Source organism: Mycoplana ramosa, from assembly GCF_041930185.1.
Lineage (GTDB): Bacteria > Pseudomonadota > Alphaproteobacteria > Rhizobiales > Rhizobiaceae > Mycoplana > Mycoplana ramosa.
The window spans coordinates 125,598-149,667 of the sequence record NZ_JBHEEW010000009.1; the positions used below are offsets into that span (position 1 = coordinate 125,598).

A 24,070-nucleotide genomic window follows, 5' to 3' on the forward strand; every position below is an offset into this window, starting at 1 on the left:
TCAAATCGCGATCAAATCCCCCGGACACTCCAAAAGCAACCTAACTTATTGATTTTACGCTGCTTCTGTTTGCAAACCCCTGCCTCTATGGCCCCTCGCGTCAAATCACGATCAAATCCCCAAAATCACGCCCACACAGGCACATAGCCCGCCTTGGGCCGTTCCGGGTCTGCCGGACGGATCAAATTGCGGTCAAGAGCTGCCCGGATGACTTGTGATACCTGCGCCGCGTTCTGAGGCTCGATCCCGAACCGCTCTCGCAGGGTTGAATTTCTCATGACCTCGCCACTAACGAACTTCAGCACGGCATGCTGCTGACAGGCGCGGATGCGCTCGTCGGTGGTCATGTCGGCGAAGCGGCGCGGCGCCAGAAGCACGGCGCGGGTCGCATTGTTGTCTGCCTGAAAATCCGGCGGCGGGAGCTGATAGAGCTCCGCTGCCGCCACCACCTTGTCGATGCCGGTTCCCTGCTCCTCACAAATCCGCATCCGGCGCATCAGGGCGGCCATAGCCTCGTTGCGGGAACGCGGCGGGGCATCGATAAAGCGATCGGGACTGACGAGCGGCTCGCCCGGATTGGTGATCTCCATCCGGTCCTTGAATAGCTCGATCAGCGGCCCTGTGCCCTGGATCGTCATGTCCTGATGGATGAGCGCGTTGGCGATCAACTCGCGTATGGCAATCGGCGGAAACACTACCGTCTCCGTCCGGAAGGCCTGCCCGATATGTTCATTCTCCGGCAAGAGCGCGCTAATATATTCGATCAGCCCCTTGAAGCCGGAAGCATAGCCGCGTTTGCCGTCCTGCCGCCGCACAACATTGGCGGCACGGTTGTTGCCGTCATAGGCAACAAACCGCACGCCCTTGCGCGACAGACGCGTGTCGAACTCATCCAGATTCTTGGCAAAGAGGATCGCGCCTAGATTGGTGATATTCCAGCGCCCTCCCACATCGGCAATAACCAGCTTCTCAGCCTGAAGTCGGTCGAAGATGCCGTTGCGGTTGTCCGGCAAAGGCTGCTGTGTCAGCTCAAAAAAACTCGTGTAGTCCAGCCGTGCCAGCACCTCATCGCTGGTAACATACTGCGCCGCGATGCCGGTTTCCCAGACATAGGGCTGGAGCTTGGCCCACAGCGCCCGCATGCGATCCGGATAATCTGACAACCTCGGCGTGGCGCTGCCAATCCGGATATAGGCCGTACGGTCGAACTCCACCGGCGCGACAGTTGCTGCCGGTATCTCCAGCAACAACACGCGCCCGTCGGGATGGACGATCTCGTGAAAGGAAAACGCCACGTCCGGCGAGAGCCGCTGCGACAGCCAGAACTCCAGGGGTTGGCTCTGGACGCGCTCCGACGACGGCTGAAACCCCGTACCGATGACCGCATGATCACCGTCCTGCACACCCCACAGCATATAAGCGTGGTTCTTGTCCGCCAGCCGTGCCGCGTTCGACAACGCCGAAATGCGCTCGCCTATCATCTGCGGGTTGGTATTGTTTCCCTTAAACTCAAGCCACGACTGCTCGCCCGGCAACGCCAGAAGGTCATTCACCAGCGCAAGAGGCCGCGACGTCGTCATGCGCGCATCGCCTCCTCGATCTGGTCAAGACGGCGGTCGGTCTGCCCTTTCTTGCCCCAGGTCGCCACATCGATCTCGCCGGTGACAGCAGCCGTAATCAGCGCAGAACGGAACTCTCGCAAGAGAGACGTTGCCCTCTCATTTTTCCTAAGCAGCTCGTCTTCCCTTTGGGTCCTCAGCGAAATCTCTTGCAACAGGGCAAGCTGAGTTTCGATAGGCGGGATTGGCAGGCGCATGTCTAGGAATGCGTCAGGGTATAGACGCAAACGCGAGGAATGAATTCCCTTGCTTCTCCTCGTTGCCTCCGCAACGAATGGCTTTGAACGAACCATCATGTCAACGAAGGCAGGTCGAAGCTCTACAGAGATCGGCGAATACACGCCGTATGATGGGCTGATAAGGCCATGTTCGGAACTCACGCCCATTGCGCCCATCCAAGCCCACATCGTATTGATGATGAGATCGCCAGGCGCGACCAGCTTATAACCCTCGTTGCTCTCCGCCATGAACATGTTCACGTCTTTTTCTGATCGTTTCGTCACGCCCGTGATATGAGAGACTGTCAGAAGCTCTTCCTCGCCTGTTTCGCTCCTTTGCTGGCTTTCACGAAAGTGGACCTTTGCGCGTTCCGCTCTCCATCCGTCTGGCACGACTTTGAGCCAAGGCGTATCATCTGCTATACCCGTGACGGCTCTTGAAGTTATTGCCAAGCGCCTTTCAAAAACAAGTTCGGCAAATTTCGCTCGTTTCTCGATCAATTGATCGATGCGGGCAGTTTCGTGGCCAAGAAAATCTGCGATGACCTTTTGGGTTTTGAGGTCGATATTTGGCAATTTCAGATTGCCAAGCTTGTTGGCGTTGAAGTTGCCAATCGTGCTTTCAATCGTATCGGAACGAATTTGACTCCAATACTGAGAACTTTGGGCCCACCAATGGATGTATCTGGGTTCAACCTTCAAGCGATTCGGGCGAAATCGAACAAGGTATGCTGCAAAAGTAGCAGGTTCTTCTCTTTCAAATACCGTACAACGACCGATAGTTCCTGCGCGTGAGAAGAGAATGTCACCAATTCTCAGCATCTTTTCTTTTGCTGCGTCCTCATCGACCATTTTGGGATTGATGAGATGTAACCTGCCAAAGTCATCGAAATCGGAAGTGCGGATAAGCGGGACTCCGCTATCGACGTACTCGTCTGCCGAGATATTTAGACCGTAGTCGCCATAGATTGAGCATCCATGTTTAAGTCTCACGCCGCCACCTCCTTCAGAAGCCCGGCGATTTCTGCCTCAAGCGCCTTTAATTCGCCATCGATCTCCTCCAGTGGGCGCGGCGGCACGTACTTGTAGAAATAGCGGTTGAAGTTAATCTCGTATCCAACCCGCCCAACCTGACGATCGCTGGCATCTCGGTGGCTCTCGTCAACCCAAGCATCCGGTACGAATGGCTTCACTTCGCGTTCAAAATATTCCCGCCAATCCTCCTTGAGCGGCACGAGCTCATGGTCTCGCAGCTCAGAATCAGGCTCTGGATTCCCTTCCTTATCGGTACAGATGTCCGCGTCCTCGTCGCGCTCTGAAAGCGCAGAGAAGATGGCCTTCTTCATAGGCGCCGCGAGCTTAGTACCTTCCGCCTTTGCTGCCTTGTTCAGTGCTTTCTCGAACGCCGCACGATTAGTGAACAGCGTCTTCGGCAGCGCCATCAGGAGGTCGAGGATCGCCTCTTTCTCGTCCTCACCAAGCTTCTTGAACGCCTTCTCCGCAGACAGACGCTCGATCCGCTCTTCACTCGCTTGGAAATTCAGCCGCAGCGGGCGCTCAACGCGAATCTCGCGGTAGCCGAAATCGGCGGTGTCGAAAATCTTGGCGACATCGGACTCGCCGCTCTCCCCGTTTAGGAAACCGGCATAGATGCGCACGATATCGGCGCGCGCCTCATCCGGTATCTCCCGCCGCTTTGAGCCCAGCGACTTGCGCATAGACTTCCAGAAGCGGTCGCCAGAGGCATCGATGAGCTGGACTTTGCCTTGCCGGTCGGCTGGTTTGCGGTTGGTCAGAAGCCAAGCATAGGTCTGGATGCCGGTGTTGTAGAAGAGGTCCGTCGGCAGGGCGACAATCGCCTCCACCCAGTCATTCTCCAGCATCCAGCGCCGAATTTCGCTCTCGCCCGAAGCCGCGCCGCCCGTAAATAGCGGCGAGCCGTTCATAACGATGCCGATGCGCGAACCGACCTCATCGTCCCGCATCTTGGAGATCATGTGCTGAAGGAACAGCAATTGGCCGTCTGATATGCGAGGTGTGCCAGCGCCAAAACGACCCGAGAAGCCCAGGTTTTCCGCCTCGGCCTTGATCGCGTCCTGATACTTTTTCCAGTCCACGCCGTAGGGTGGATTGGACAGCATGTAGTGGAATTTCTTGTCGGCGTGTGCGTCCTGCGTCAGCGTATTGCCGAAGGCGATCTGCTCGGGGTCGTGGCCGGTCACGAGCATGTCGGATTTGCAGATGCCGAAAGACTCGCCGTTCAGCTCCTGCCCGAACAGCTCGACACGTATGGAAGAGTTAAAATCCTTCAGCGCTTCTTCGGTCAGTGCCAGCATGCCGCCGGTCCCGCAGGCGGGATCGTAAACCTGCCGAATGATCCCCCGGCCGGTAAGTTTCGCATCGTCATTGGCGATCAAAAGGTCAACGATCAGCCGGATAACTTCGCGCGGCGTAAAATGCTCTCCGGCGGTCTCGTTTGAGATTTCCGAGAAGCGGCGGATCAGCTCTTCAAACAGGTAGCCCATTTCGATGTTGGAGACGCGTTCGGGGTGAAGGTCGATCTGGCTAAACCGTTCAAACACCGGCCAGAGTATTTCGCCTTCCTTGAGGCGCTTGAGCTGGTCGGTGAATAGGAATTTGTCGAGGAAGATGTCGCGCACGTTGGCGGAAAAGCTGGTGATATAATCAACCAAATTGGAATGGAGCTGCCGTGCGTCTTGGCCCTTCAGCGTCTCAAAGGTGAAGCGCGAGAGGTTGTAGACCTTCACGTTGCCGCCAACCGCACCGAACAGGATCATATCTCGGGTGGCATCATCGACGCCGTCGGGCAGCCCCTCGGCCGCCTTCAGAACAGCGTCCTTTGATGCCTCAAGAATGCAATCGAGGCGGCGCAACACCACGAAAGGCAGGATGACCTTGCCATACTCGGACTGCTTGAAATCGCCCCTCAATATGTCGGCAATCGACCATGCAAATGCACTGAGGCTCTGCACTTTTGCGCTCTGCTTGGCCACAACTATTCCCCTTGCTGCACTTCGACCTGCGGGAGGGGATTCGTCTGGAGGCCCGTGAGGCGCTCATACTCCTCGATGCTGATGACGACCACGACGGCGCGGCCGTGTTTTTCGATCTTCACCGGTTCCTGACGCGCAATGTCTATGAGATGGCCAAAGCCGTTTTTGGCTTCAGCCGCCGACATCGATTTCATCCTCAAGGCTCCGGAATCCCCCGATTTTGGATATTATGGCCATTTTAGACGTTCGCTACAACAGCGATATCATTCAAGTTGAGTTCGGCGCTCAAAAGTTTCCATAGCCTGCTTCGTCCGGAGCCGTCCGTCGCCCTCACAACGGGCGTGGCGACGGCGATCCGGACAGCAGGCCGGCCTGCTTTGTCTGGTGGGCTCCCGAGCCCTCCTTAGCCTGCGCGAAGGATCGTCACCCGGATGGGCGGAGACCCCGGGCCGGTTATATCCCGGCCATGCGGGGGCTCCGGGCCGCGCTGCGCCGCAACGGCGCCAGCGCCAAGCCTAGAGCCTGACCGCTTTGCGGGCGCGCCCTAAGGCTGCGCGCTCTCATCCTCAGCCCCCTTAAAATGCACCTGCGCCGCAGCACTATAGGCAGTATAGAGAAGCGCCTGCGCTTCCCTGACCCGCTGATACCAGGCGGGATCGAGCAGCACCGCGCTGTGCCCGACCAACTCCCGCTCGATCAAATCGACCACGAGATGGGTGACATGCAGGGCCTCATGACAACCGAACGTCCCCGGCCCGAACCGCTCTTCCAATGACGGGCCAGCCCTATCCCGGCTCTCCGCCTTCCGCCGCTGATCCAGCGCCGCCACACGCTCCTGCTCATAGTTTCCCATAGCCACCCTTCCTCAACGTCTAGAATTCTGGTCTCAAGCCACCCTTATGTCCAATCAAATGAACAAAACTTGACGCCCCACCCGTCATCATGACATAATGTACAAAATTCTGCACATCAACGTGCCTTACGACCAAACCAGTGAACAGACAGGATAACAGACGTGCCGCGCAAGAGAAGTTATTCAAGGGTGACGCATCAGGCGCTCGCCATGCTCGGCAAGCTGATCCGCATCGGCCGGGCCGCGCGCGGCCTGACCGCGCAGGAACTGGCCGACCGTGCCGGCATCAGTCGCACGACTCTCTCCAGCATCGAAAAGGGCGCACCGGGACCTGAGATCGGCATCGTGTTCGAGGTCGCCTCCATCGTGGGTGTGCGGCTGTTCGACTATGACGAGCGCACGCTCCAGATGCACAATGCCCGCCTCGACGAAAAACTGACCCTGCTGCCCAAAAGCGTCCGCCACAGTGTGAAGGAGGTCGATGATGACTTCTAAGACGGGCGCAACAAGGACGGGCGCAACAAAGAAAGCCACGACAAGGAAAGCCACCACGAACACCGACCCCACCGAGGCCTTCGTCTGGGTCTGGCTGCCGGACGCCACGGAGCCGGTGGTGGCCGGCCGGCTCGTACAGGATGGCAACCGTCTGCTTTTCACCTACGGCGCAAGCTACCGCCGCCGCGACAACGCGATCGCGCTCTACGAACCCGAGCTGCCGCTCCAGGAAGGCACGATCGCCCCGCTCAACGGCCTGAACATGGCCAGCTGCATCCGCGACGGCTCGCCCGACGCCTGGGGTCGCCGGGTGATCATCAACCGGCTCACCGGCAGCAAGCCCGATGCCGCCGGCATCCCCGAGATCAGCGAGCTGACTTATCTCCTGCATTCCGGCTCCGACCGGATCGGCGCGCTGGATTTCCAACAATCAGCGACAGAGTATGTCCCCCGCCTTGCCGCACAGGCTTCGCTCGCCGAACTCCAGGAAGCGGCGGCTTTGATCGAAAAGGGCCTGCCGCTCACCCCGGCGCTCGACCAGGCCCTCAATCACGGCACCTCGATCGGCGGCGCCCGCCCCAAGGCGCTGGTCGATGACGACGACAGGAAATTCATCGCCAAATTCTCAGCCGGCAACGACACGCACAGCGTGGTGAAGGCGGAATTCATCGCGATGAGGCTGGCCGCATCCTGCGGCCTGAACGCCGCCCCCGTGTCCATGACCCGCGCCGCACAGAAGGACGTGCTCCTGATCGAGCGCTTCGACCGCACCCACACGCAAAACGGCTGGACCCGGCGCGCGATGGTTTCAGCGCTGACCATGCTCGGCCTCGATGAGATGATGGCCCGCTACGCCTCCTACGAAGACCTCGCCGAACTGATCCGCCACCGCTTCACCGATCCAAAGGATACGCTGCGGGAACTTTACGGCCGCATCTGCTTCAATATTCTCTGCGGCAATACCGACGACCATGCGCGCAATCACGCCGCCTTCTGGGACGGCAAGAACCTGACCCTCACGCCGGCCTACGACATCTGCCCGCAAAGCCGCACCGGCAGCGAAGCCACACAGGCGATGCTGATCAAGGGCGACGCCCGCGCCAGCACACTCGCCACCTGCCTCAATGCCGCCCCCGACTACCACCTCAAGGACGCCGAAGCCGCCGCGCTGATCGAACAGCAACTGGAAACCATCGCCCGACACTGGCCCGCGATCTGCGATGAAGCACAGCTCAGCCCCGTCGACCGCAAGCTTTTCGCCGGCCGCCAGTTCCTGAATCTCTACGCGCTCGAAGGGCTCGAAGGCCACGAGGCGCTGCACGACGCTTACCAGACGACCCGCAACGCGCTGATCGAAGCGGCCGGCACCTGATGATGAGCGCGCCCAACACACTCATTAGACGCAAATGGCCCGGCGCTTTGCTGCGCGCGATGGGCCACGCGACCTGGGCCGCCGAACAAACCGGCTCGGGCATCACGCTGCTGGGCGGCCGCCATCAGGCGCCCTTTACCGCCTGGGCCGGACCGGCCCGACTGTCCAGCACGCTGGGATTCACCACCGTCACCATCCCCCTTGCGGGCAACCACACGGCCAGGCTTGCCGGCGTTACCGTCCCCGAGGCCACGCGCTTCATCGCGTGTGCCAATGACGCCTTTCATGCCTACATACGTGAGCAGTGCGCCGCCGCCGAAGATGAGCTGCGCGCGCTATCCGACGCCGTAAGCCGGCTCGATCAGCCCCGCCGCTACCCGGCAGCCTGCCTGCTCGCGCCGTTCCTGACGCGCGCCACCGCCATCATCGATCGCTTGCCAACCGCTATCCCCGAGGGCGTCCTGTCAGGTGATCAGGAACGGCTGATCGCCACCGTCCGCTCCTTCCGGGACCAACCGGAAGAGGCGCGCCGCGCCGCCATCGCCCGCTTCATCGCCTCCGAGCTGGCCGCGATGAACGGCTTTTTCGAGAACATCGAGAAAAATCCGCTCACGCCCGAACAACGCCTTGCTGTCGTGACGGACGAGGATGCCACGCTGATTCTCGCCGGGGCGGGTTCGGGGAAGACCAGCGTCATCGTCGCCAAGGCTGCCTATCTGATCGAGCGCGGCATCCGCCGGCCGGAAGAGATATTGCTGCTCGCCTTCGGCCGGGACGCCGCCGCCGAAATGGCCGCCCGTATCAAGGAGCGGGCCGGTGTCGATGTCGACGCGCTGACGTTTCATGCGCTCGGCAACCGCATCATCCGCACGGTCGAGGACAAAGGCCCGGCGCTGGCCGCTCATGCCAGCGACGACGCGAAATTCCGGACGCTGCTGCGCGACATCTTGCTCGATGAGGTCGCGTCCACGGCCGGCCTCGGCACGCTGCTGATGGATTGGTTTTCGGCGTTCTACTGGCCGTACAAGACCGAGTGGGATTTCAAGACGCAGGACGCGTACTTCCGCTGGGTGGAGGCGCATGAGCTGCGCACCCTGAACGGCGATCGCGTCAAGAGCTTCGAGGAATGGGAGATCGCCAACTGGCTCTATCGCCAGGGTATCGCGCATGAATATGAGCCGCTTTATGAGGGACCGCTCCCGCCGGATGCGCGCGGCCCCTACCGGCCTGATTTCCGGCTGACGGAAAGCGGCATCTATATCGAACATTTCGGGGTCAGGAAGGCGCGCGAACCGGACGGCTCGACCCGCCTCACGACCGCGCCCCATATCGACCGCGCGCGCTACCTGGCCGACATGGCATGGAAGCGCCAACTGCACGCGACGAACGGCACGACCCTGATCGAGACCTTCAGCTATGAGAAGGTCGAGGGCACGCTGCTCGCCAATCTCAAGGCCAAGCTCGCGCCTCACGTCACGCTCAAACCCGTGGCCGAAGACCGGCTCTTCGCCGCGCTCGCCGCAATGGGACAGGTGGATGCCTTCACGCAGACGCTCGCCACCTTCCTGCGGCATTTCAAAAGCGCGGGCGCGACCATCGCAAGCTGCGAAGCCCGCGCCGCCAACGCGCAGGATGTACCGCGCAGCCGCGCCTTCCTGAAGATTTTCGACGCGCTGATCGATGCCTATGAGGCGCGGCTGGGCGACATGATCGATTTCGAGGACATGATCGTGCGCGCCACGGCCCATGTGCAGAGCGGCGGCTACAAGAGCCCGTACCGGCATATCCTCGTCGATGAGTTCCAGGATATCTCCGCAGGGCGGGCCCAACTGCTGCGCGCCTTGCAAGCGCAGCATGAGGATGCGCGCCTGTTCGCGGTCGGCGATGACTGGCAATCGATCTACCGCTTCGCCGGATCGGACATCCACCTGATGCGCGATTTCGGCAAAGAATTCGGCGGCCGCTTTGCCGGCACCGACGCCGTACACAGCATCGTCGATCTGGGGCGGACCTTCCGCAGTGTCGACAAAATCGCCCACGCGGCGCGGCGCTTCGTGCTGCGCAATCCGGCCCAGATCAAGAAGACCGTCAAGCCGGCCGCCACGACGGCAAACCCCGCGATCACCGTCGCTTATTACAAGCGCAACGAAGAAGGATCGGCGCTCCGGGCGGCGCTTGAGCGCCTGGACACCCGCACCGCGCCCAACACGAGCGTCCTCCTGCTCGGCCGTTACCATCATGCCAAACCCGCCGCGCTCCCGACCCTGATCCGCGCGTTCCCCAGCCTTGCGATCCGCTTCATGACGGTCCATGCGTCCAAGGGTCTTGAAGCCGACCATGTCATCATCCTGCGCGCCGCCTCCGACACGATGGGGTTCCCGTCGGAGATCGTCGATGATCCGCTGCTCGATCTGGTTCTGCCGGACCCTGAGAATTTCGAGCATGCGGAAGAACGCCGGCTGTTCTATGTGGCGCTGACCCGCGCCCGCGACTCCGTGACCATCCTCGCCGACCAGGAAAAACCCTCAACCTTTGTGCGGGAACTGGTCGCCCATCCCGAATACGAGACCACCGAGACGGGCGCGCCCGACCTGGCCCCGCGCCCATGCCCGTCATGCGGCGGCCGTCTGCTCGCGCAGACCGCGAAGGCCGGCGGTACGTATTATGCCTGTGAGCATCGTCATCTCTGCGGCCAGACCCTCAAACCGTGCAGCGTCTGCGGCACCGGCCTGCCGGTCAAAAGCATGGGCAATCCGCATAGTCTGGTCTGTCGCTGCGGCGCATCCTTCCCGGCCTGTCCGTCCTGCACCGATGGCTGGCTCGTCGAGCGTCGGGGCCGAACCGGGAGATTCCTCGGATGCGTGAACTACCCCGCCTGCAAGGGCACGCAGAACCTGCCCGGGCGCGAGCAGAACAACACGCGGTCTCAGCGCTTCTCACGCCGGAAATCCTGACCGGGCCACGAACAAACCCGCAGAAAGCTCACACCCAGAGAGGAACGATGAATCATGTTGGTTTTTCCGCGCCAGGCGCGGAGTTTTCCTCGCGATTCCGGCCACGCCCCTCCGGCTGCTCTTTAGCAATCCCCGGATCGGTGTACCCACAGTGCACGGATTAGCCCCGCATCACAGCAAAGGCCTACCGCTCCCGCTCAAAATCCTTCCCGTCCTCACCGCGCTCGGGCCCACGGGCAGAGCGTGAGCGCCTGATCCGCCGCCCGCCGGACCCGCCATCATCGCCGCCGCCATCACTATCCCGCGCCGCGTCCCGGAACTTGTCGGCGAGCGGCAACTCGGTCCAGTGCACCTCCGGCAGGCCGGTGGCGGGCGCGGCCGGATCGGGACCGCGCGGCACCGGCACCTCCGCCGCCACCTCCCGCGCCCGCCGCCGCCGACGACGGCGCCGACCTTCATCACCGCCGCCACCGCCGCCGCCATCACCGCGCTCGCCCTCCTCACGCCCGCCGCGCTGATCCTCTTTCACCGCCGGCCGCACCGACCCGGCAAAGGCTTCACGCAACGCGCTGCCCTTTTCCTTCTCCTGCCGATCGACGGTGATGACGATCTCCTGATCCTGCACCCCGCGATCAGGATGACGATCATGCCGATCATCATCACGCTGATGATCGCGCTTGCGATACCGGTCCTTCGCCTTGTGCGGCACGGCGGACCGGCCTTTGGGCTTCAGCGCCAGAGTGAGCGCCGGCATGTGGTCGTGGCCTGCGCGCTGGCGCACGCGCTCTTCACGGCGCTGCGCGACTTCATAGCTTTTCAGCTCGCGCGCCTCGATCTGCGCCAGCGCCCGCACTTCGCGCGCGATATCGACGGCCTGCAACGCTTGGCGGTGTGCGAGTGCGCGTTTGTCATCGGCCTGCCGCTCCGCAAGCGCCGCCTTCTCCACCTGATACGCCGCATGACGCTGCGCGTCGCGATGCTTGTGGATCTTCGCGATAACGAAACTCACGCCCGTCACCCGCCCGAGGAAGGCCGCAAGCCCGGTCGGCCTGGCGGCCGCGCGCGCCGCCTTCACCCGCCGCACCTCAGCGAGATAGCGCGCCTTCAGCGCCTGCCGCGCGGAAAGCTGCTCCCGCGCCAGCGCCGCCCGCTCATCGCGATGGCGTGCCCGCAAGGACGCTTGCGCCGCCTCGACCTTCTGCCGCCGTGCGGCCTGGGCGGCCTTGAGCCTGTCGAGCGCCTTGCCGTCGCGCTGGCTTCTGGCGAAGTCCTCGCGCGCCTGTCGATGCTGCGCGACCAGCGCTTTTGCCTCATCGACGCTTGGCAGGGACTCGGGCGGGAATTCGGCTTCCAGAAAGGCGCGGATATCTTTGGTGCGGACCGACCGGTCGTCGATCAGCTTCGGCAGCGCGTTCATGTTGCCGTAGAGATCGACCAGCACATAGGGCCGGCTGCCGGTGGCGAGGATATAGCCCAGCTCTTCGAGCGCGCGGACGAAAGCGCGCGGGCTGTCGCTGCGATTCCAGGCGGCGGTGACCGCCGCCATGCGCTCCTCCTTGGTGATGCCGGAGGATTTCTGCTGCAGCATCTCGTAGAGGGATTTTTTCTTCCGATCATCACCACCGCGCGCATAACCCTCCGGCAGCGCCAGCCCGTGATCGCGGGCGAATACCCGCGTCACCATCATCAGCTTGTCATGGTCGAAGGGCTGGTGGATCGCCTTGCCCGCCCGCGCATCGATGCGCGACCAGACGATATGACAATGCTCGCGCCCGTCCTTGATATGAAAGACGAGCGCGCGCGGCTGGCCCGCAAGCCCGAGCGCCTTCTCGACGCGGTCGGCGTAGTCGAGATATTGCGCCCGGCTGAGCTGCCCCTGGCCGAGATCGGGATTGACCGACAGGCTGTAGAGGTAATTCCGGCATCTGGTCAGGTTATGGGCGATCGCCTCCCACTCGGCGAACGCGCCATGCAGGTCGGAAGCCACCGCGCCGCGGACCTCCGCCACCTCGACATACTCATTGTCGAACGCGTTGAGCAGATGGGTGGCGAGGTCCTGCCCGCCGGCACGCTGGCTCGCCTTGGGGATCATGACGCGATCATGGCTTGCGCCCCAGGGCGGAGAGCAACGCGGCGCGGATGTCATGCAGGTCCCGGACCGCCGCATCGAACAGCGCGGGATCGACCCGATCCGCATCGCCGAGCGCTTTCAGGCGATCATGCAGGGCAGCGGTCTGCGCCAGAAGACGCGCGACCTGCTGCTGTTCGATAGGGGCGCGCCGGGCCTGCCGGGGGGCATCATCGGCGAAAACGGATTGCGTGATGAAGGCACTGACGGAGAGGCCGGATTTCTCGACCCGCGCCCGGAATTCCTCGCGGAGGGCTTCCGGGGGGCGATACGAAATCGGGGCATCGCGTTTCTTCTCCGTCATGCGCACATACATAAATGCGCCGCCGCATCACGGGCCGCGCGCATTCCGCGCGCCGCCGCCGCCACCCACAGCCGCCCGCCCGCACCAAAACGCGGGTCCAGGGGAGCGTCATCCCCTGCGTCGATGGGTTTCCAAAGGGAGAGCCGAAATCCGCCCTTTGGTCGAAGCCGATGCCGAAACACCGGTCGTGGTCCAGGGCGCGACAGCCCTGGCCGTGGTTGCAAGGGGCGCGGAAGCCCCTGCCTGATGGGTCCAGGGAGAGCAGCAATCTCCCGGTCGTGACGCAACGGCGAAACGTTGCCTCAGCCGGGGCGGGTTCGATACCCGCCAGCATCCGCGTCCGGCTGACCGCATCCGTTGGACCGACTCCGCCGCAAGCGGAGACGCAAGCCTTACGGATGCCACCGGGGGGTCCGCGGGGGATGTGAAATCCCCCCGGCAAGGTGCGCGTGGTAGTACCACGCACACCTTGTACAAAAACCTATCCGGACTTCCCCTGTTACTCTCATTATACCAGAGGAGCCGCTCGCTGTGGAAATCTGCACGCCGCTCACAAGCGATCGTCATGCACATTACATGACCGCGATCACGACTGCACGAGGTTTGCGCGCGGAAGATAGGCCGTAAACCAGCCGATATTGAAGCCATCTCTCATCTGCGGTCTCGATCCCGGGCCTGGTGCTGATTGTGATGTACATCCCGGACCGGGGACGGCCGCCGGAAAGGATGGCCCCTCATGAACATCCATGCGCAGGCCGATGCGCTGCCCGGAACCGGGCAGCAGCAGGCCGCCCCTGAGCTCACCCTCAAGCCGACGCGGGAGACCTACGACCGGCTCCAGCAGGCTTACGAGCATTTCAACAAGGCGCTGTTCGACGGCACGCTGCCGAACGCGCTCATCACCTTGCAGCGCCGCAAGGGCACGTTCGGGTATTTCGCGGGACGCAAGTTCAGCAACGATGCGGGCCAGCCCGCCGATGAAATCGCCCTCAACCCGCAGGGCTTCGCCGACCGGGACTTACCCGACATCCTCGCCACCCTCGTCCATGAGATGGTGCATCTGTGGCAGCACCATCACGGCACGCCGGGACGAGGCCGCTACCATAACCGCGAATGGGCGGAGAAGATGAAGGCGATCGGCCTTCACCCGACCGATAACGGCGCGGAGGACGGTAACGAAACCGGCGAGCGCGTCGGCCATATGATCGTCCCCGGCGGTGCTTTCGAGGCGGCCGCGAAGAAGCTCGCGGCCAGGGACTTCACCCTCACCTGGAAGGAAGTGAAACTGCCCCCGCAACAGCCGGGCGAAGGCGCAGCCCAGCCCGCCGACAAGAGCGGCAAGCGCGTGCGCTATTGCTGCCCGGACTGCGACCTCAAGGCCTGGGCGAAGTATGACGCGAAGCTCGTCTGCGGCGACCATATGGTCGCCATGACCCCCGGCGCATAAAGCAACAGGACCCAGAACAGGACGGCGCGCCCCGCACGGGGCGCGCCGTTTTCGCATGGCCGCAGCGCGCGGCTAGAACAATGTCATCTGCCGGGCGGCCTCCTCCTGCGCCTTCCAGGCCTGCGCCCCCGCTTCGCGCTCCAGCCACGCGATGGCGAACGCCACCGCGCCGCCGGCTGCGCCAATCACCGCAGCCGGGGTGAAGTGCGAGCGGTAGCCGGTTTCGGTGACCGGCAAGGGTGCTCTTGCCGGCGCGACGCTCTCCAGCTCCAGATGGGCGGTGCTGAACGGGCCGTCGGAACCGAGCCAGCGTTCTTCATAGCGGACTTCAATGGTGATCCCGCGCCAGACGATGGTGTGGGTTTCGCGGAGGCGCGTCATGACGCGCCCCCGGCTTCGTTGAGGTAAATGCGCGCCGCCAGCTGCTCGCTTGCGGCGAAATCGATGCCGGCCTGCGCGCACCAGTGCCTGATATCGACCAGCAGGTCGGTGATGGCATCGGCATCGTAATAGGGCGCGACCCCGCGGGCCCAGGCGGCGCGGGCGAGTGCGGCCCGCGCGGCGGTGATCTGTACGGTACAGCTCATGATCTCCTCCTTTTCCGGGACAGTGAGGGGGCGCTTACGCGCCCGCCTCCTGTTCGGTCTGTTCGCCCGGGGCCCGGAGGATGACGCGGCCGCCATTGACGGGGACCAGGTCGAGCTGGAGGGTGTAGCCTTCACCGTCCTTGTGATCCCAGGCGGCGCCGATGCGGGTCCAGAAGGACTTTTCGCCTTTTTCGTCGACGTGCCAGGCGATGAAGGCCGGGGCCTTGGGTTCGCGGGCGGGTTTGCTGTTGCGGTTATTGTAGCGTGCCATGATGTAAGCTCCTTTCGCTTGGGTTTTCCTCGACACGCCTCACCTTGGAGCGGGCGGAGAAGCGGCGGGTTCACGGCTGGCGCACGGGAGGGGGATCACCCGCCTTGCAGCGCAGCGAAAGGCGGGGACACCCGGGCGCCACCCCGAAGGGGCCGCAGGGCCTTGAACCGGCCGCGCGCCCGATCAGGTTCCGGCGTGTTCAGTCGAGGGAAATCCCCGGCGGAAGGACGAAGAGCGTCTCACGGCACGCCGCCGCAGCGGCAGGACATGACCGCCCCACAGCCCATGCCCAAGCTCTTGCGGGCACGATCATCGGCAAAGGCGCATTCCCGGACCCGCTCGCCGCCCTCTCGATCACGAAAGTGAAGGCGGCTCCCGGTCAAAAATGTTCCACAAGGCGTCCCGCCGTTCCGCAGGCCCCCGCGATAACATCACAGGAGCAAGCCGATCCGCGCCCCCCGGCTGACCAAAGGGGAGATCAGGCTGTAAGCTTCCGTATGGACAAGCCGAAGGTAAAATCACCGCCCCGCCGCAAGCGGGCGCAACGGCGGCTGAAGAATGACCCCGTCTATTACGTCGTCGCGGTCGAGGACTGGGACTGGGGCTTCTGGTTCGGGGTCAGCAATATGCCGGAGCGCAACGGGCCGTATGACGACTACCGTCATCTGAATCTGCCCGGCAGGCTGCTGCGCCCCGCGAAGCTCAAATGCGAAGACGTCGAGCTGCATATCCTGCCCGACAAGCGGCTCGATGAAGGGGTGCGGGAACAGAACCGGCCGGTCTCGATCGGCCATATCAACCTGCGCAAGGGAAGGATGGACGGCATCCTGTCGATGCCGGCCGACGCGCTGCCGCTGCTGCTGACGCTCGCGACCGCGGAGAAGCTGCGCTTTATGGTCATGCAGGGCGAGCGCCTGCGCTACGGCAGCGCCGCGATCAAAAGCTTCCGCGTGGAAATGAACATCGGGGAGGACGACCTGCCCGATGAAGATTGAGCCGGGACGGCCAGGCCGTCCCGGCCGGTGGTGTTCACCACCAGGAGGAGTAGAAGACGCTCAGCCCGGCGGCCAGAGCCTCACGGGCCTTGGCGACGAAGGCGAGATCGTCTGCGCTCTCGCTGCCGTCGGATGCGCCGAAGAAGAAGCCGGAGGTCGGCGGCAGGGCCCGGTCGCGGATCGCGGCTTCGAGCCGGTCGAGGTCCTCTGCGGTCAATTGCAGATTGACGCAGTTGAAGTCGGGGTCCGTACCGCCCTTCTCGCGGTAGAGCCGCTCCATCCAGCCGTGCAGGTTCGGATGCTTGCGCCAGTAGTGCAGTTCCGACACCTCCTCGGCCTTGAAGTCCACCGGCGTGGCGGGCACTTCGCGCAGGGTGCAGGCGTACATATCGAGTCCCATGATTTTCTCCTTTCGTTGTGGGCGTCCCGCAGGACGCGGCACGAAAGGCCGGGCGGCATCAGCCGCCGTCGTCATGGCCAACACGGGCCGCCGCCATCAGGCGGCCGGCCGGCGCGGGCCGGCCATTGACGCCAAGGCGCCGCCCGGCAGGGACGCGGCGAATACCAAGGGACGGCCACCGAAAGGGTCATGGGCGCGCAGACGCGCTGCACGCAATGCGAACGCCCCGCAGCAAGGCCGCGGGGCGCGCAAGAGGTACAGGCGGAACGGCGATCAGGCCGCGAGCAGGTTGCCGTTGGTCTCCAGCAGCTCCGGCGAGGCGAGGTTCGTGACCCCTTCCAGCTTCGCAATCTGCGCAAAGCTGTAGGTCGAGCCCGTGCCGTCGCGGTCGACCTCGACGAAGGTGTTGCCGCTGCTCTCCGTGAATTGCACGAAATCGGCAATCGCATCGGTCAGCGGGTCGTAGACCGTGTCGAGAATGTCGGTCAGGTCGATGACATCGTCGTCCCCGACGCTGAAATCGCGAATCACGTCGACATTGCTGAAGGCGCTCGCCAGCTCGAACACGAAAATGTCGGCACCCGCGCCGCCATGCATCGTATCGAGGCCCGCACCGCCATAGAGCGTATCGTCGCCGTCGCCGCCGTACAGCAGGTCGTCGCCGTCCTCGCCCTCGACCGTGTCATTGCCCGCGCCGCCATGCATGGCATCATGCCCGGCCCCGCCGGTCATGCTGTCATTCCCGGCAAACCCGATCAGTGTGTTGTCGTTGGCATTCCCCGCGACCATGTCGTTCCCGGACGTGCCGTTGAGCCAGCCATTATAGCCGACCAGCGAGGTCTGGAACCCGTCATCGAAGCGCACAAGCTCGACATGGTAGGTGGAAGTGCCGTGGCGCAGGTTGTTGACGATGATCTCGTCCACCGTTGCCGTGAGAGTAATCTTGGTGTGGTACGTGCCGGAATTGGAGAAGGCGAGGTCGTTGACCGTCCGCCCGCCCGTAATCCAGAGCGTGTCCGTTCCGGCGTGCAGGTCTTCGACCGTATCGAGCCCTTCCTCATAGACGAAGGTATCGTTGCCGGCGAAGCCGCGCATCAGGTCGTTACCCGCCTCGCCGTAGAGCAGGTCGTCGCCGTCGCCGCCCTCCAGCGTGTCGTTGCCGTCACCGCCATAGATCGTGTCATTACCGGCATAACTGCGCAGCGTGTCATTGCCGCCCCAGCCGTAGATGATGTCATCGACCGATGCGCCCGTTGAAATGCCGCTTATGGTTTCGCCGGAAGACGAGCCGTGGGTTTCGATCGTCATCGCCGTCACGTCGATATCCGCGATACCGGCGAGCCGGATCGTCTCGAACACCTTGCCGGCGCTGTGGAACTGGTTGTTGATCTGGATCGAGTTGTTTGCGTCGATCTCGATGAACAGGTCGTACAGGTCGCCCGCACCATTGATGTAGCGCCGGAAGGTCAGCTCGCTGAGGCTCCAGTCCTGGTGGAAGATGATGAGATCATCACCGCCGCTCTCGTCGAAATAGTCATGGCCGGTGGTGTAGACGTAGGTGTCGTCGTCCGCATGGCCGCGCAGCGTGTCGTCCCCCGACCCGCCATCCAGCCAGTCATTGCCGTAGCCGCCACCCAGCGTATCATCGCCGGTCCCGCCATAGAGCGTGTCGTTGCCATTGCTGCCGCTCGCCCCGTTCAGGGTGTCGTTGCCGCCTTCGCCGAAGATCACGTCGTCATTGGCCGTGCCGCCGATCGTGTTGTTGCCGCTGTCGCCCATCGTCACGGTCGAAACGGTGGTCAGGTCCACGGTCGTGAGGTTGGCGTATACCATCGACTCCACGGCTTTGCCGCCGTAGTGGTTCACGATCTTGATCGTGTTGTCTTCATCGAACCAGAGCGTCAGGTCGTTGCCGGAACGCAGATAGTGCGGCGTGATCCCGTTCCACGCGGCGTCGAGTTGAAGCTCCTCCGTCCCGCCCTGGTCGTCGATAGTGTCGTTGCCGCCGGTGTAGATGTAGGTGTCATCATCGACTCCGCCGCGCAGCGTATCATTACCGGCGCCGCCGGACAGGGTGTCCTCGCCGTCGCCGCCCTCCAGCAGGTCGTTACCGTCCCCACCATACAGCGCGTCGTCACCGTACTCGCCCTTGAGCGTGTCGTTACCTGCTTCGCCGTAGAGCGTATCGTTACCATCCTTGCCGTTGATCGTATCGTTCCCGGCCCCGCCATAGATGGTATCGGTGGTCAACGCATTGCCGGAGGTTACGCCGTTGAGCACATCGTTTCCGGCCGAGCCGTACATGGTCCAGGCGATGTTCGTCAGGTCCAACGTAGACGTATCGTCGAACTCAATGGTTTCAACAAAGCCCCCACCTGTCCCAAAGTTAAACTGGTTCTCGATGATGATCTGGCCGACAAAGCTTCCGGTGTCGATATCGATCTGAAGGCCGGTGTTACTTACACGGGTCAGGGTGATATCGCCGGAATCGATGCCGGAGCTGAATAGAATGCGGTCCGCATCGTTCCCCGACCCGGTTCCCTGCTCCCGGATGGCGGCATAGCCGTAATTGATCCCGTAGACGTAGGTGTCGTTGCCCGCGCCGCCTTTCATATAGTTGCTGCCGCTGCCGTCATCGAGCGTGTCGTCGCCGGCCTCGCCGTTCAGCGTGTCGTGGCCCCCGCCGCCATCGAGCGTATCGTTGCCGTTGCCGCCGTTCAGTGTGTCGTCGCCCCCGCCGCCATCGAGCGTGTCGTTGCCGTCGCCGCCGTTCAGCGTGTCGTCGCCAGCACCCGTCGCTAGATTATCGTCACCACTGGTGCCGTTATAGATGCTGCCGTCCGGGGAATCGTACACCAGCAACGCCTCGATATCAGCAAGGTCGAGTGTCGCATCGCTCGCCGTGATCGCCGCATCAAGGTATGCTTGATCACCGCTGGACAGCGTATCCACGCCGATCGTGAACTCGATAACCCGCACCACATTGGCCCAAAACGTCTCGCGTTCGCCTGTGGTGGACAGCGCGGTCGCGAGCGTTTCGAGATCGTCGATGGTGTCAGCGTTCAGGCCGGTCACATCCACAACAATGTCGGACCAACTGTCATAGTACCAATCGCCCGCAAACAGCTCTTTCCCGGCACCCTGCACTAAAAGACGGGAATAGAAATGTTGCTGCGCAATCCAAAACGCTTCCTCCAAGTCTTTGGCAGCGTTGGCGTACGGATTGCTCTGCCCCACTGAACCCGTCTGCACGAAATCTCGACCCATCATCTGCTCAAGGAATTCGAGTTTGCGCGCGTCGATATTGGGGCCGCGGCTGTTGGCAGAAACATCGTCCACGCCCGCCCAACGGTACATGATGTCTGTGACATCATCCATGAGCGATGCGTTAGCCGTGAACAGATCGGCCAACTCTGTGTATTTCAGGACCTTGACGAGATCGAGAAGGTTACCGGTACCCTCATTATCCAGAGACATTGCAACAAACAAATCAGGCAGCAAGCCATATCCGCGAAGCTTCGGTAAGAATGCAACCCGGACATCAGGGTTAAAGTCCTGCGCATAAACCGTGTTGACGTTATCATACTGAAACCATACATCATGAACTATACGGACATCGGGAGCGCTGATGCCGTCATCCACGGTGAACGTACTCGTATGGGAGATGGAGTGTCCTTGATTGGTTGCAGATGATTCAACAGCATTTAAGCTTATGCTGACAATATCAAATTCATCGAGAGAGTGCATTTCAACCACTTCCGAGTGGCCATTTTGATTCTGGTCGCGCCAAATAATTAGCTCAAACCAAATTACGTCTTCTTGGCTTATATTGCCATCTAGGTTGGAGTCATACTGAGACAATATTGTAAAACCATCACTGTATATAGTTCCAAATAGCTCGCTATTGTCATCAATTAAGCCGTTCTTGTTTACGTCTATTGCAAGGAATCCATCTTCAGGCTCTACCCAACCTGTTACTTCACGAAACCCATCTTGATCAATATCCCACGCTACAGTGCTACTTGCGAGAGTGACAAGATTAATTGTTCCGGAGTCATTCAAATCAAGAACTAGCGGTGATCCGTTCTGTTCTGAGTTTCCAAACTTTTGTTTAACTTCATCGATAGGTGGCGGTGGATTTGGCTTGCGCTCGGGGAGCGGGGGCGTAGTTCCTCCTAAATCAACCGGATCCCCGCTGCCAAGATTGTCTCCGGTTGCCTGCAATTTTCCAAGATCGACTTCGGATAATTCATTAAATAAATCGGGCGATGGATTTAGTTTTGAATCCTCCGGCGACATCGCTAGCTGGTTATTATCTAATGCATCTATAAGATAATCTTCAAATTCCTCAAGCGTTCTGCCGCGATGTCCAACTCGGCCAAATTCGTTATTATAGAAGTCCATTTTCGACTGACTTGCGCTATCGGACCATAGCTCCCAGAAAGCCCCAGCAACTCGCGATGTTGCTTCATCGCTAATTTGCTCCATACGGCCATGTATCCAAGCGTGGCGGAATGAGTCGCGAGCAAAAGCGCTACCTCCCGGAAAACTCTCACCGTTTTTCCTTTTGCCATCTGGGAACTCGCGGTCGAAAATTTCGTCAGCCTTATTTCCTTCTTGGATTGCATACAAGGGAATGGTGACAATCGCTCCACCAGCGACAATAACACCACCACCCCAGACAACAAGATTTATTAGCCCCATTTCATTAGTCTCCTTTCAAGGTCAATATAACATTGTCATTATTAGAAGATATCGTCGAAAAATGTAGAATCTCAGATTCCCGACTTATGCATGGCGTGTCATTCTCTGAAGTGCTGTAGAACAGATATCGCGTAGAAAATACTTCTACGTATCCCTTTTTCAGAGAAAGTATATCCGAGACTTCTCCATTACTGAAGAATACGTACGCCAAATCGTATGGCGGCAATCGTAGATTGGGTATATCGTCGCTGTCCCTGATCTTTAATGTAGCAGGCAGTGACATTGTCAAGAAATGGTCTGTTTTCTTGCCTGTCGTCGAATTTTTAGGAAAGTAACATACGATATCCCATTTACCCGGCTTGATTTCAGATATCGAGACTCTTTTATAGCCGATTTCAATTTTGCTAATAATGCGATTCTTAAATAGCAAAACATCCTTGGACTCTACATATGCCCAAATAAAAATAGAACAAGTTACGATAATCATAATTATAGTGATAAAAGATAACGTAAATCGCATTTCGTATGTGGACATTTGTTATTTTCGAGGTTCGAATATCTTTAACTGCGGAAAAAATACTTGCATTTATAAGATGGACTAGGCAACTAAAAAGCGAATTTCCGAAATTTTGGCCTCCGCCGATAGCGAGGCATTGGCGAGGAATCAGCGACTGCTGCACAGCTAGATTCAAAAGTGGACCCGAAAGGTTTTCACTATGCGCCACTCCCCCACCGACTTCACCCGCGATATTCCGCGCGGCATCGCCACGCGGTTCCTGAACCAGCAGTGCGTGCCGCAGGCGCGGTGGCAGGACCCGGCGCAGTTGGCGCGATCACCTGCTGTCGCATACGACTGTAACCGTCCCAGCGCGAAGGTGCTGGTCGGGGCGATTGGTGAGCGCCTGATCGGCATTGAGGACAACCGCCATATGCTGACCGTCGCCGGGTCGCGGGCGGGCAAGTCAGTGATGCTGGTCGCGAATTTGATGTTCTATCGCGGCAGCGTGCTGGCGCTTGATCCCAAGGGAGAACTCGCGAACCTGACCGCGCGCCGCCGTGCGGCGCTGGGGCAGGATGTGCATGTGCTGGACCCGTTTCTCACCTGTCGTGACCATGTCGCGCCATACCGCAAGCGCTACAACCCGCTGGCGATACTGCGGATCGACAGCGACACGGTGATCGAGGATGCGGGGATGATCGCCGACGCGCTGGTCGTGCCGTCCGCGAACTGTATTCCGTGTATTACGAATTTCTACGCCGCGTCTTTGCGCGGCCTGCCGCGCGGGGCGGGTTGCATGGGGTGGCCGGTGCGACGTTCGAGGCGGGCGAGGAATTGCTTTTCCCCCAAAGGCCAGCCGCTGGAAGCGTGGCGTTCAAAATGCGCCGCGAAGTCATCGGCCGGATCAGCTTTCAGGAACGCACGCCAGTCATCGACATACGCCCGCAAGGGCGCGGTCTGCACCAGGCCGTCGTCGCGGCCGGCAATGTGCGCGCGGGTGCTGCTCCAGGCATAGTCTTCGGCGCGCCGGACCATCTTCTCGGCGACGGGATTTCGCTCGACGTAGCGCGCCGCCTGCAAGGTGTAGGCTTCGTCCATCGCGAACGAAGCAAAGCGCCCCTGCCAGAGATAGCCGGTCCAGCGCTTGCGCCGGTTGATCTCCGACGTGTAACGCCGATGCGCCTCGCCGATCCCCCGCGCCAGCGCGTCTTCCGTCTTCGGCACCGCGATCAGGTGGACATGATTGGTCATCAGGCAATACGACCAGATACTCACCCCCGCCCTGCCGCAGCACTCCGCCAGAAGCTCCTTGTAAAGCTCGTAATCCTCGTCCCGAAAAAACACCGGCTGACGGCGATTGCCCCGCTGCGTCACATGATGCGGGATGCCGGGGATCACAATGCGGGCCGTGCGCGGCATGCTTACCTCAGTTCAAAAAATGTATTGTGTCCCGGTTTTTCTCCTGGCGTTAACGCTCTTTCTCCCACGTATTCCTCCTTTTATGATTATGATTAGATGAGCAGTGCGGACTAAAACCCGCGCTCTGTAGTGCGTCAATTGAATCGGAAAATTCAGAAAAAGTAGGTATCAATCCCAGATTAACGGCCAATTGACCACAATTCTCGTTGCGGTTTTTTAAACAGTCTATAACGGCGGGCCCGTTATAGAATGGTGACAATTGCTCTACTAGGAATGGCAGTAATACATTTCCTTTTACACGCTCGTCGGAAACGACAAAACTATGAATACCAACAACTATGGTATTTCGTATGCGCGAAACATCATCGCCGTTAAAACCTGGCGGAACAATTGGTGCTGCTTCAAACGGCGGCGATAGTGCAAGGAATAACTTAGTAAGAGCTTCCGGATTTCCGGCCTTTGCCCAAAACCACAATATATTCCATGCGTTCCGGCACTCCACCGGACCCATATTCGATGATAACAGACGGTCCAAAAGGCGATTATCTGAGAGCCACGAATCCCCAATTTTGGTACTGGTACTGATTGCCTCTCGTTCTAATGCGGGATACGCCTTACTACTCGTATGTGAGTGATTGCCGGCTTCGCCGGTCCCAGCGTTGGCGAGGGCAGCAACATGATCACCTCCACACGAATCCACCACGGCGGGGTTATCTATTCGTCTGTAGTGAGCGTGCAAATTCTCTGCACGCGCGTAGTCGGAAGCACTTGCAAATAATAGTGTTGCCAGT

Annotated in this window: 18 protein-coding genes and 1 pseudogene; 6 read left to right on the forward strand and 13 right to left on the reverse strand. The window is 60.7% G+C overall.

The window, feature by feature from the left end:
• Positions 1 to 125: 125 nt before the first annotated feature.
• The 5 genes from JNC62_RS13350 to JNC62_RS13370 all read right to left on the reverse strand — a co-directional run bounded on the left by JNC62_RS13350 (position 126) and on the right by JNC62_RS13370 (position 5,704).
• Positions 126 to 1,580, reverse strand: coding sequence for an ATP-binding protein (locus JNC62_RS13350; protein ID WP_374839506.1), 1,455 nt, complete (start codon positions 1,578 to 1,580; stop codon positions 126 to 128).
• Complete coding sequence (locus JNC62_RS13355) at positions 1,577 to 2,830, reverse strand: restriction endonuclease subunit S (protein ID WP_374839507.1); 1,254 nt, start codon at positions 2,828 to 2,830, stop codon at positions 1,577 to 1,579. Before JNC62_RS13355 ends, JNC62_RS13350 begins: the two co-directional genes overlap by 4 nt.
• Positions 2,827 to 4,851, reverse strand: coding sequence for a type I restriction-modification system subunit M (locus JNC62_RS13360; RefSeq protein WP_374839508.1), 2,025 nt, complete (start codon positions 4,849 to 4,851; stop codon positions 2,827 to 2,829). The genes JNC62_RS13355 and JNC62_RS13360 overlap by 4 nt, the downstream gene beginning before the upstream one ends.
• Positions 4,852 to 4,853: 2 nt before the next feature.
• Entirely contained in the window at positions 4,854 to 5,036 is a 183-nt protein-coding gene (locus JNC62_RS13365; RefSeq protein ID WP_374839509.1) for a type II toxin-antitoxin system prevent-host-death family antitoxin, read from the reverse strand.
• Positions 5,037 to 5,395: 359 nt separating this feature from the next.
• Positions 5,396 to 5,704: a hypothetical protein gene (locus JNC62_RS13370; protein ID WP_374839510.1), complete on the reverse strand. Its 309-nt coding sequence runs from the start codon at positions 5,702 to 5,704 to the stop codon at positions 5,396 to 5,398.
• Positions 5,705 to 5,914: 210 nt separating this feature from the next.
• Between JNC62_RS13370 and JNC62_RS13375 the strand changes: the two genes are divergently transcribed.
• From JNC62_RS13375 to JNC62_RS13385, 3 genes are read left to right on the forward strand one after another with little or no spacing between them, the layout of a single operon-like run.
• The gene (locus JNC62_RS13375; RefSeq protein ID WP_276200643.1) at positions 5,915 to 6,199 is read left to right on the forward strand and encodes a helix-turn-helix transcriptional regulator; all 285 of its coding nucleotides are present in this window, start codon (positions 5,915 to 5,917) and stop codon (positions 6,197 to 6,199) included.
• The gene (locus JNC62_RS13380; RefSeq protein ID WP_374839511.1) at positions 6,189 to 7,571 is read left to right on the forward strand and encodes a type II toxin-antitoxin system HipA family toxin; all 1,383 of its coding nucleotides are present in this window, start codon (positions 6,189 to 6,191) and stop codon (positions 7,569 to 7,571) included. The genes JNC62_RS13375 and JNC62_RS13380 overlap by 11 nt, the downstream gene beginning before the upstream one ends.
• 2 nt (positions 7,572 to 7,573) lie before the next feature.
• Positions 7,574 to 10,525 (forward strand): UvrD-helicase domain-containing protein, encoded by a 2,952-nt coding sequence (locus JNC62_RS13385; protein WP_374839512.1) that lies wholly within the window; start codon positions 7,574 to 7,576, stop codon positions 10,523 to 10,525.
• A gap of 184 nt (positions 10,526 to 10,709) precedes the next feature.
• Here the strand turns inward: JNC62_RS13385 and JNC62_RS13390 are convergent, their stop codons facing one another.
• Positions 10,710 to 12,617 carry a relaxase/mobilization nuclease domain-containing protein gene (locus JNC62_RS13390; protein WP_374839513.1) on the reverse strand — a complete coding sequence of 636 codons (1,908 nt, stop codon included), beginning with the start codon at positions 12,615 to 12,617 and terminating at the stop codon, positions 10,710 to 10,712.
• A gap of 7 nt (positions 12,618 to 12,624) precedes the next feature.
• Positions 12,625 to 12,957: a hypothetical protein gene (locus tag JNC62_RS13395; RefSeq protein ID WP_374839514.1), complete on the reverse strand. Its 333-nt coding sequence runs from the start codon at positions 12,955 to 12,957 to the stop codon at positions 12,625 to 12,627.
• A gap of 736 nt (positions 12,958 to 13,693) precedes the next feature.
• On the opposite strand from JNC62_RS13395, the gene JNC62_RS13400 reads away from it, so the two are divergent.
• On the forward strand, positions 13,694 to 14,404 hold the full coding sequence (locus tag JNC62_RS13400) for a SprT-like domain-containing protein (protein WP_374839515.1): 711 nt from the start codon (positions 13,694 to 13,696) through the stop codon (positions 14,402 to 14,404).
• Between the two features lie 72 nt (positions 14,405 to 14,476).
• Here the strand turns inward: JNC62_RS13400 and JNC62_RS13405 are convergent, their stop codons facing one another.
• From JNC62_RS13405 to JNC62_RS13415, 3 genes are read right to left on the reverse strand one after another with little or no spacing between them, the layout of a single operon-like run.
• The gene (locus tag JNC62_RS13405; RefSeq protein WP_374839516.1) at positions 14,477 to 14,785 is read right to left on the reverse strand and encodes a hypothetical protein; all 309 of its coding nucleotides are present in this window, start codon (positions 14,783 to 14,785) and stop codon (positions 14,477 to 14,479) included.
• The gene (locus tag JNC62_RS13410; protein WP_157290593.1) at positions 14,782 to 14,991 is read right to left on the reverse strand and encodes a hypothetical protein; all 210 of its coding nucleotides are present in this window, start codon (positions 14,989 to 14,991) and stop codon (positions 14,782 to 14,784) included. Before JNC62_RS13410 ends, JNC62_RS13405 begins: the two co-directional genes overlap by 4 nt.
• Before the next feature lie 34 nt (positions 14,992 to 15,025).
• Positions 15,026 to 15,262: a hypothetical protein gene (locus JNC62_RS13415; RefSeq protein WP_157290595.1), complete on the reverse strand. Its 237-nt coding sequence runs from the start codon at positions 15,260 to 15,262 to the stop codon at positions 15,026 to 15,028.
• A gap of 497 nt (positions 15,263 to 15,759) precedes the next feature.
• On the opposite strand from JNC62_RS13415, the gene JNC62_RS13420 reads away from it, so the two are divergent.
• Positions 15,760 to 16,257, forward strand: coding sequence for a hypothetical protein (locus JNC62_RS13420; RefSeq protein WP_374839517.1), 498 nt, complete (start codon positions 15,760 to 15,762; stop codon positions 16,255 to 16,257).
• A 34-nt stretch (positions 16,258 to 16,291) separates the two neighbouring features.
• Here the strand turns inward: JNC62_RS13420 and JNC62_RS13425 are convergent, their stop codons facing one another.
• Complete coding sequence (locus JNC62_RS13425; protein WP_374839518.1) at positions 16,292 to 16,657, reverse strand: phosphoglycerate kinase; 366 nt, start codon at positions 16,655 to 16,657, stop codon at positions 16,292 to 16,294.
• 273 nt (positions 16,658 to 16,930) lie between these two features.
• Positions 16,931 to 21,361: a calcium-binding protein gene (locus JNC62_RS13430; RefSeq protein ID WP_374839519.1), complete on the reverse strand. Its 4,431-nt coding sequence runs from the start codon at positions 21,359 to 21,361 to the stop codon at positions 16,931 to 16,933.
• Positions 21,362 to 22,290: 929 nt separating this feature from the next.
• Between JNC62_RS13430 and JNC62_RS13435 the strand changes: the two are divergent.
• Positions 22,291 to 22,572: pseudogene (locus JNC62_RS13435) on the forward strand (type IV secretory system conjugative DNA transfer family protein); the annotation flags it as partial.
• 41 nt (positions 22,573 to 22,613) lie between these two features.
• Here the strand turns inward: JNC62_RS13435 and JNC62_RS13440 are convergent.
• Positions 22,614 to 23,279: a transposase gene (locus tag JNC62_RS13440; RefSeq protein ID WP_374839520.1), complete on the reverse strand. Its 666-nt coding sequence runs from the start codon at positions 23,277 to 23,279 to the stop codon at positions 22,614 to 22,616.
• Positions 23,280 to 24,070: the final 791 nt, after the last annotated feature.

Coding starts and splice junctions, on each gene's coding strand:
- JNC62_RS13350 (WP_374839506.1), bottom strand. CDS start 1,580: ATGACGACGTCGCGGCCTCTTGCGCTGGTGAATGACCTTCTGGCGTTG.
- JNC62_RS13365 (WP_374839509.1), bottom strand. CDS start 5,036: ATGTCGGCGGCTGAAGCCAAAAACGGCTTTGGCCATCTCATAGACATT.
- JNC62_RS13370 (WP_374839510.1), bottom strand. CDS start 5,704: ATGGGAAACTATGAGCAGGAGCGTGTGGCGGCGCTGGATCAGCGGCGG.
- JNC62_RS13375 (WP_276200643.1), top strand. CDS start 5,915: ATGCTCGGCAAGCTGATCCGCATCGGCCGGGCCGCGCGCGGCCTGACC.
- JNC62_RS13380 (WP_374839511.1), top strand. CDS start 6,189: ATGACTTCTAAGACGGGCGCAACAAGGACGGGCGCAACAAAGAAAGCC.
- JNC62_RS13385 (WP_374839512.1), top strand. CDS start 7,574: ATGAGCGCGCCCAACACACTCATTAGACGCAAATGGCCCGGCGCTTTG.
- JNC62_RS13390 (WP_374839513.1), bottom strand. CDS start 12,617: ATGATCCCCAAGGCGAGCCAGCGTGCCGGCGGGCAGGACCTCGCCACC.
- JNC62_RS13395 (WP_374839514.1), bottom strand. CDS start 12,957: ATGACGGAGAAGAAACGCGATGCCCCGATTTCGTATCGCCCCCCGGAA.
- JNC62_RS13400 (WP_374839515.1), top strand. CDS start 13,694: ATGAACATCCATGCGCAGGCCGATGCGCTGCCCGGAACCGGGCAGCAG.
- JNC62_RS13405 (WP_374839516.1), bottom strand. CDS start 14,785: ATGACGCGCCTCCGCGAAACCCACACCATCGTCTGGCGCGGGATCACC.
- JNC62_RS13410 (WP_157290593.1), bottom strand. CDS start 14,991: ATGAGCTGTACCGTACAGATCACCGCCGCGCGGGCCGCACTCGCCCGC.
- JNC62_RS13415 (WP_157290595.1), bottom strand. CDS start 15,262: ATGGCACGCTACAATAACCGCAACAGCAAACCCGCCCGCGAACCCAAG.
- JNC62_RS13420 (WP_374839517.1), top strand. CDS start 15,760: ATGGACAAGCCGAAGGTAAAATCACCGCCCCGCCGCAAGCGGGCGCAA.
- JNC62_RS13425 (WP_374839518.1), bottom strand. CDS start 16,657: ATGGGACTCGATATGTACGCCTGCACCCTGCGCGAAGTGCCCGCCACG.
- JNC62_RS13430 (WP_374839519.1), bottom strand. CDS start 21,361: ATGGGGCTAATAAATCTTGTTGTCTGGGGTGGTGGTGTTATTGTCGCT.
- JNC62_RS13440 (WP_374839520.1), bottom strand. CDS start 23,279: ATGCCGCGCACGGCCCGCATTGTGATCCCCGGCATCCCGCATCATGTG.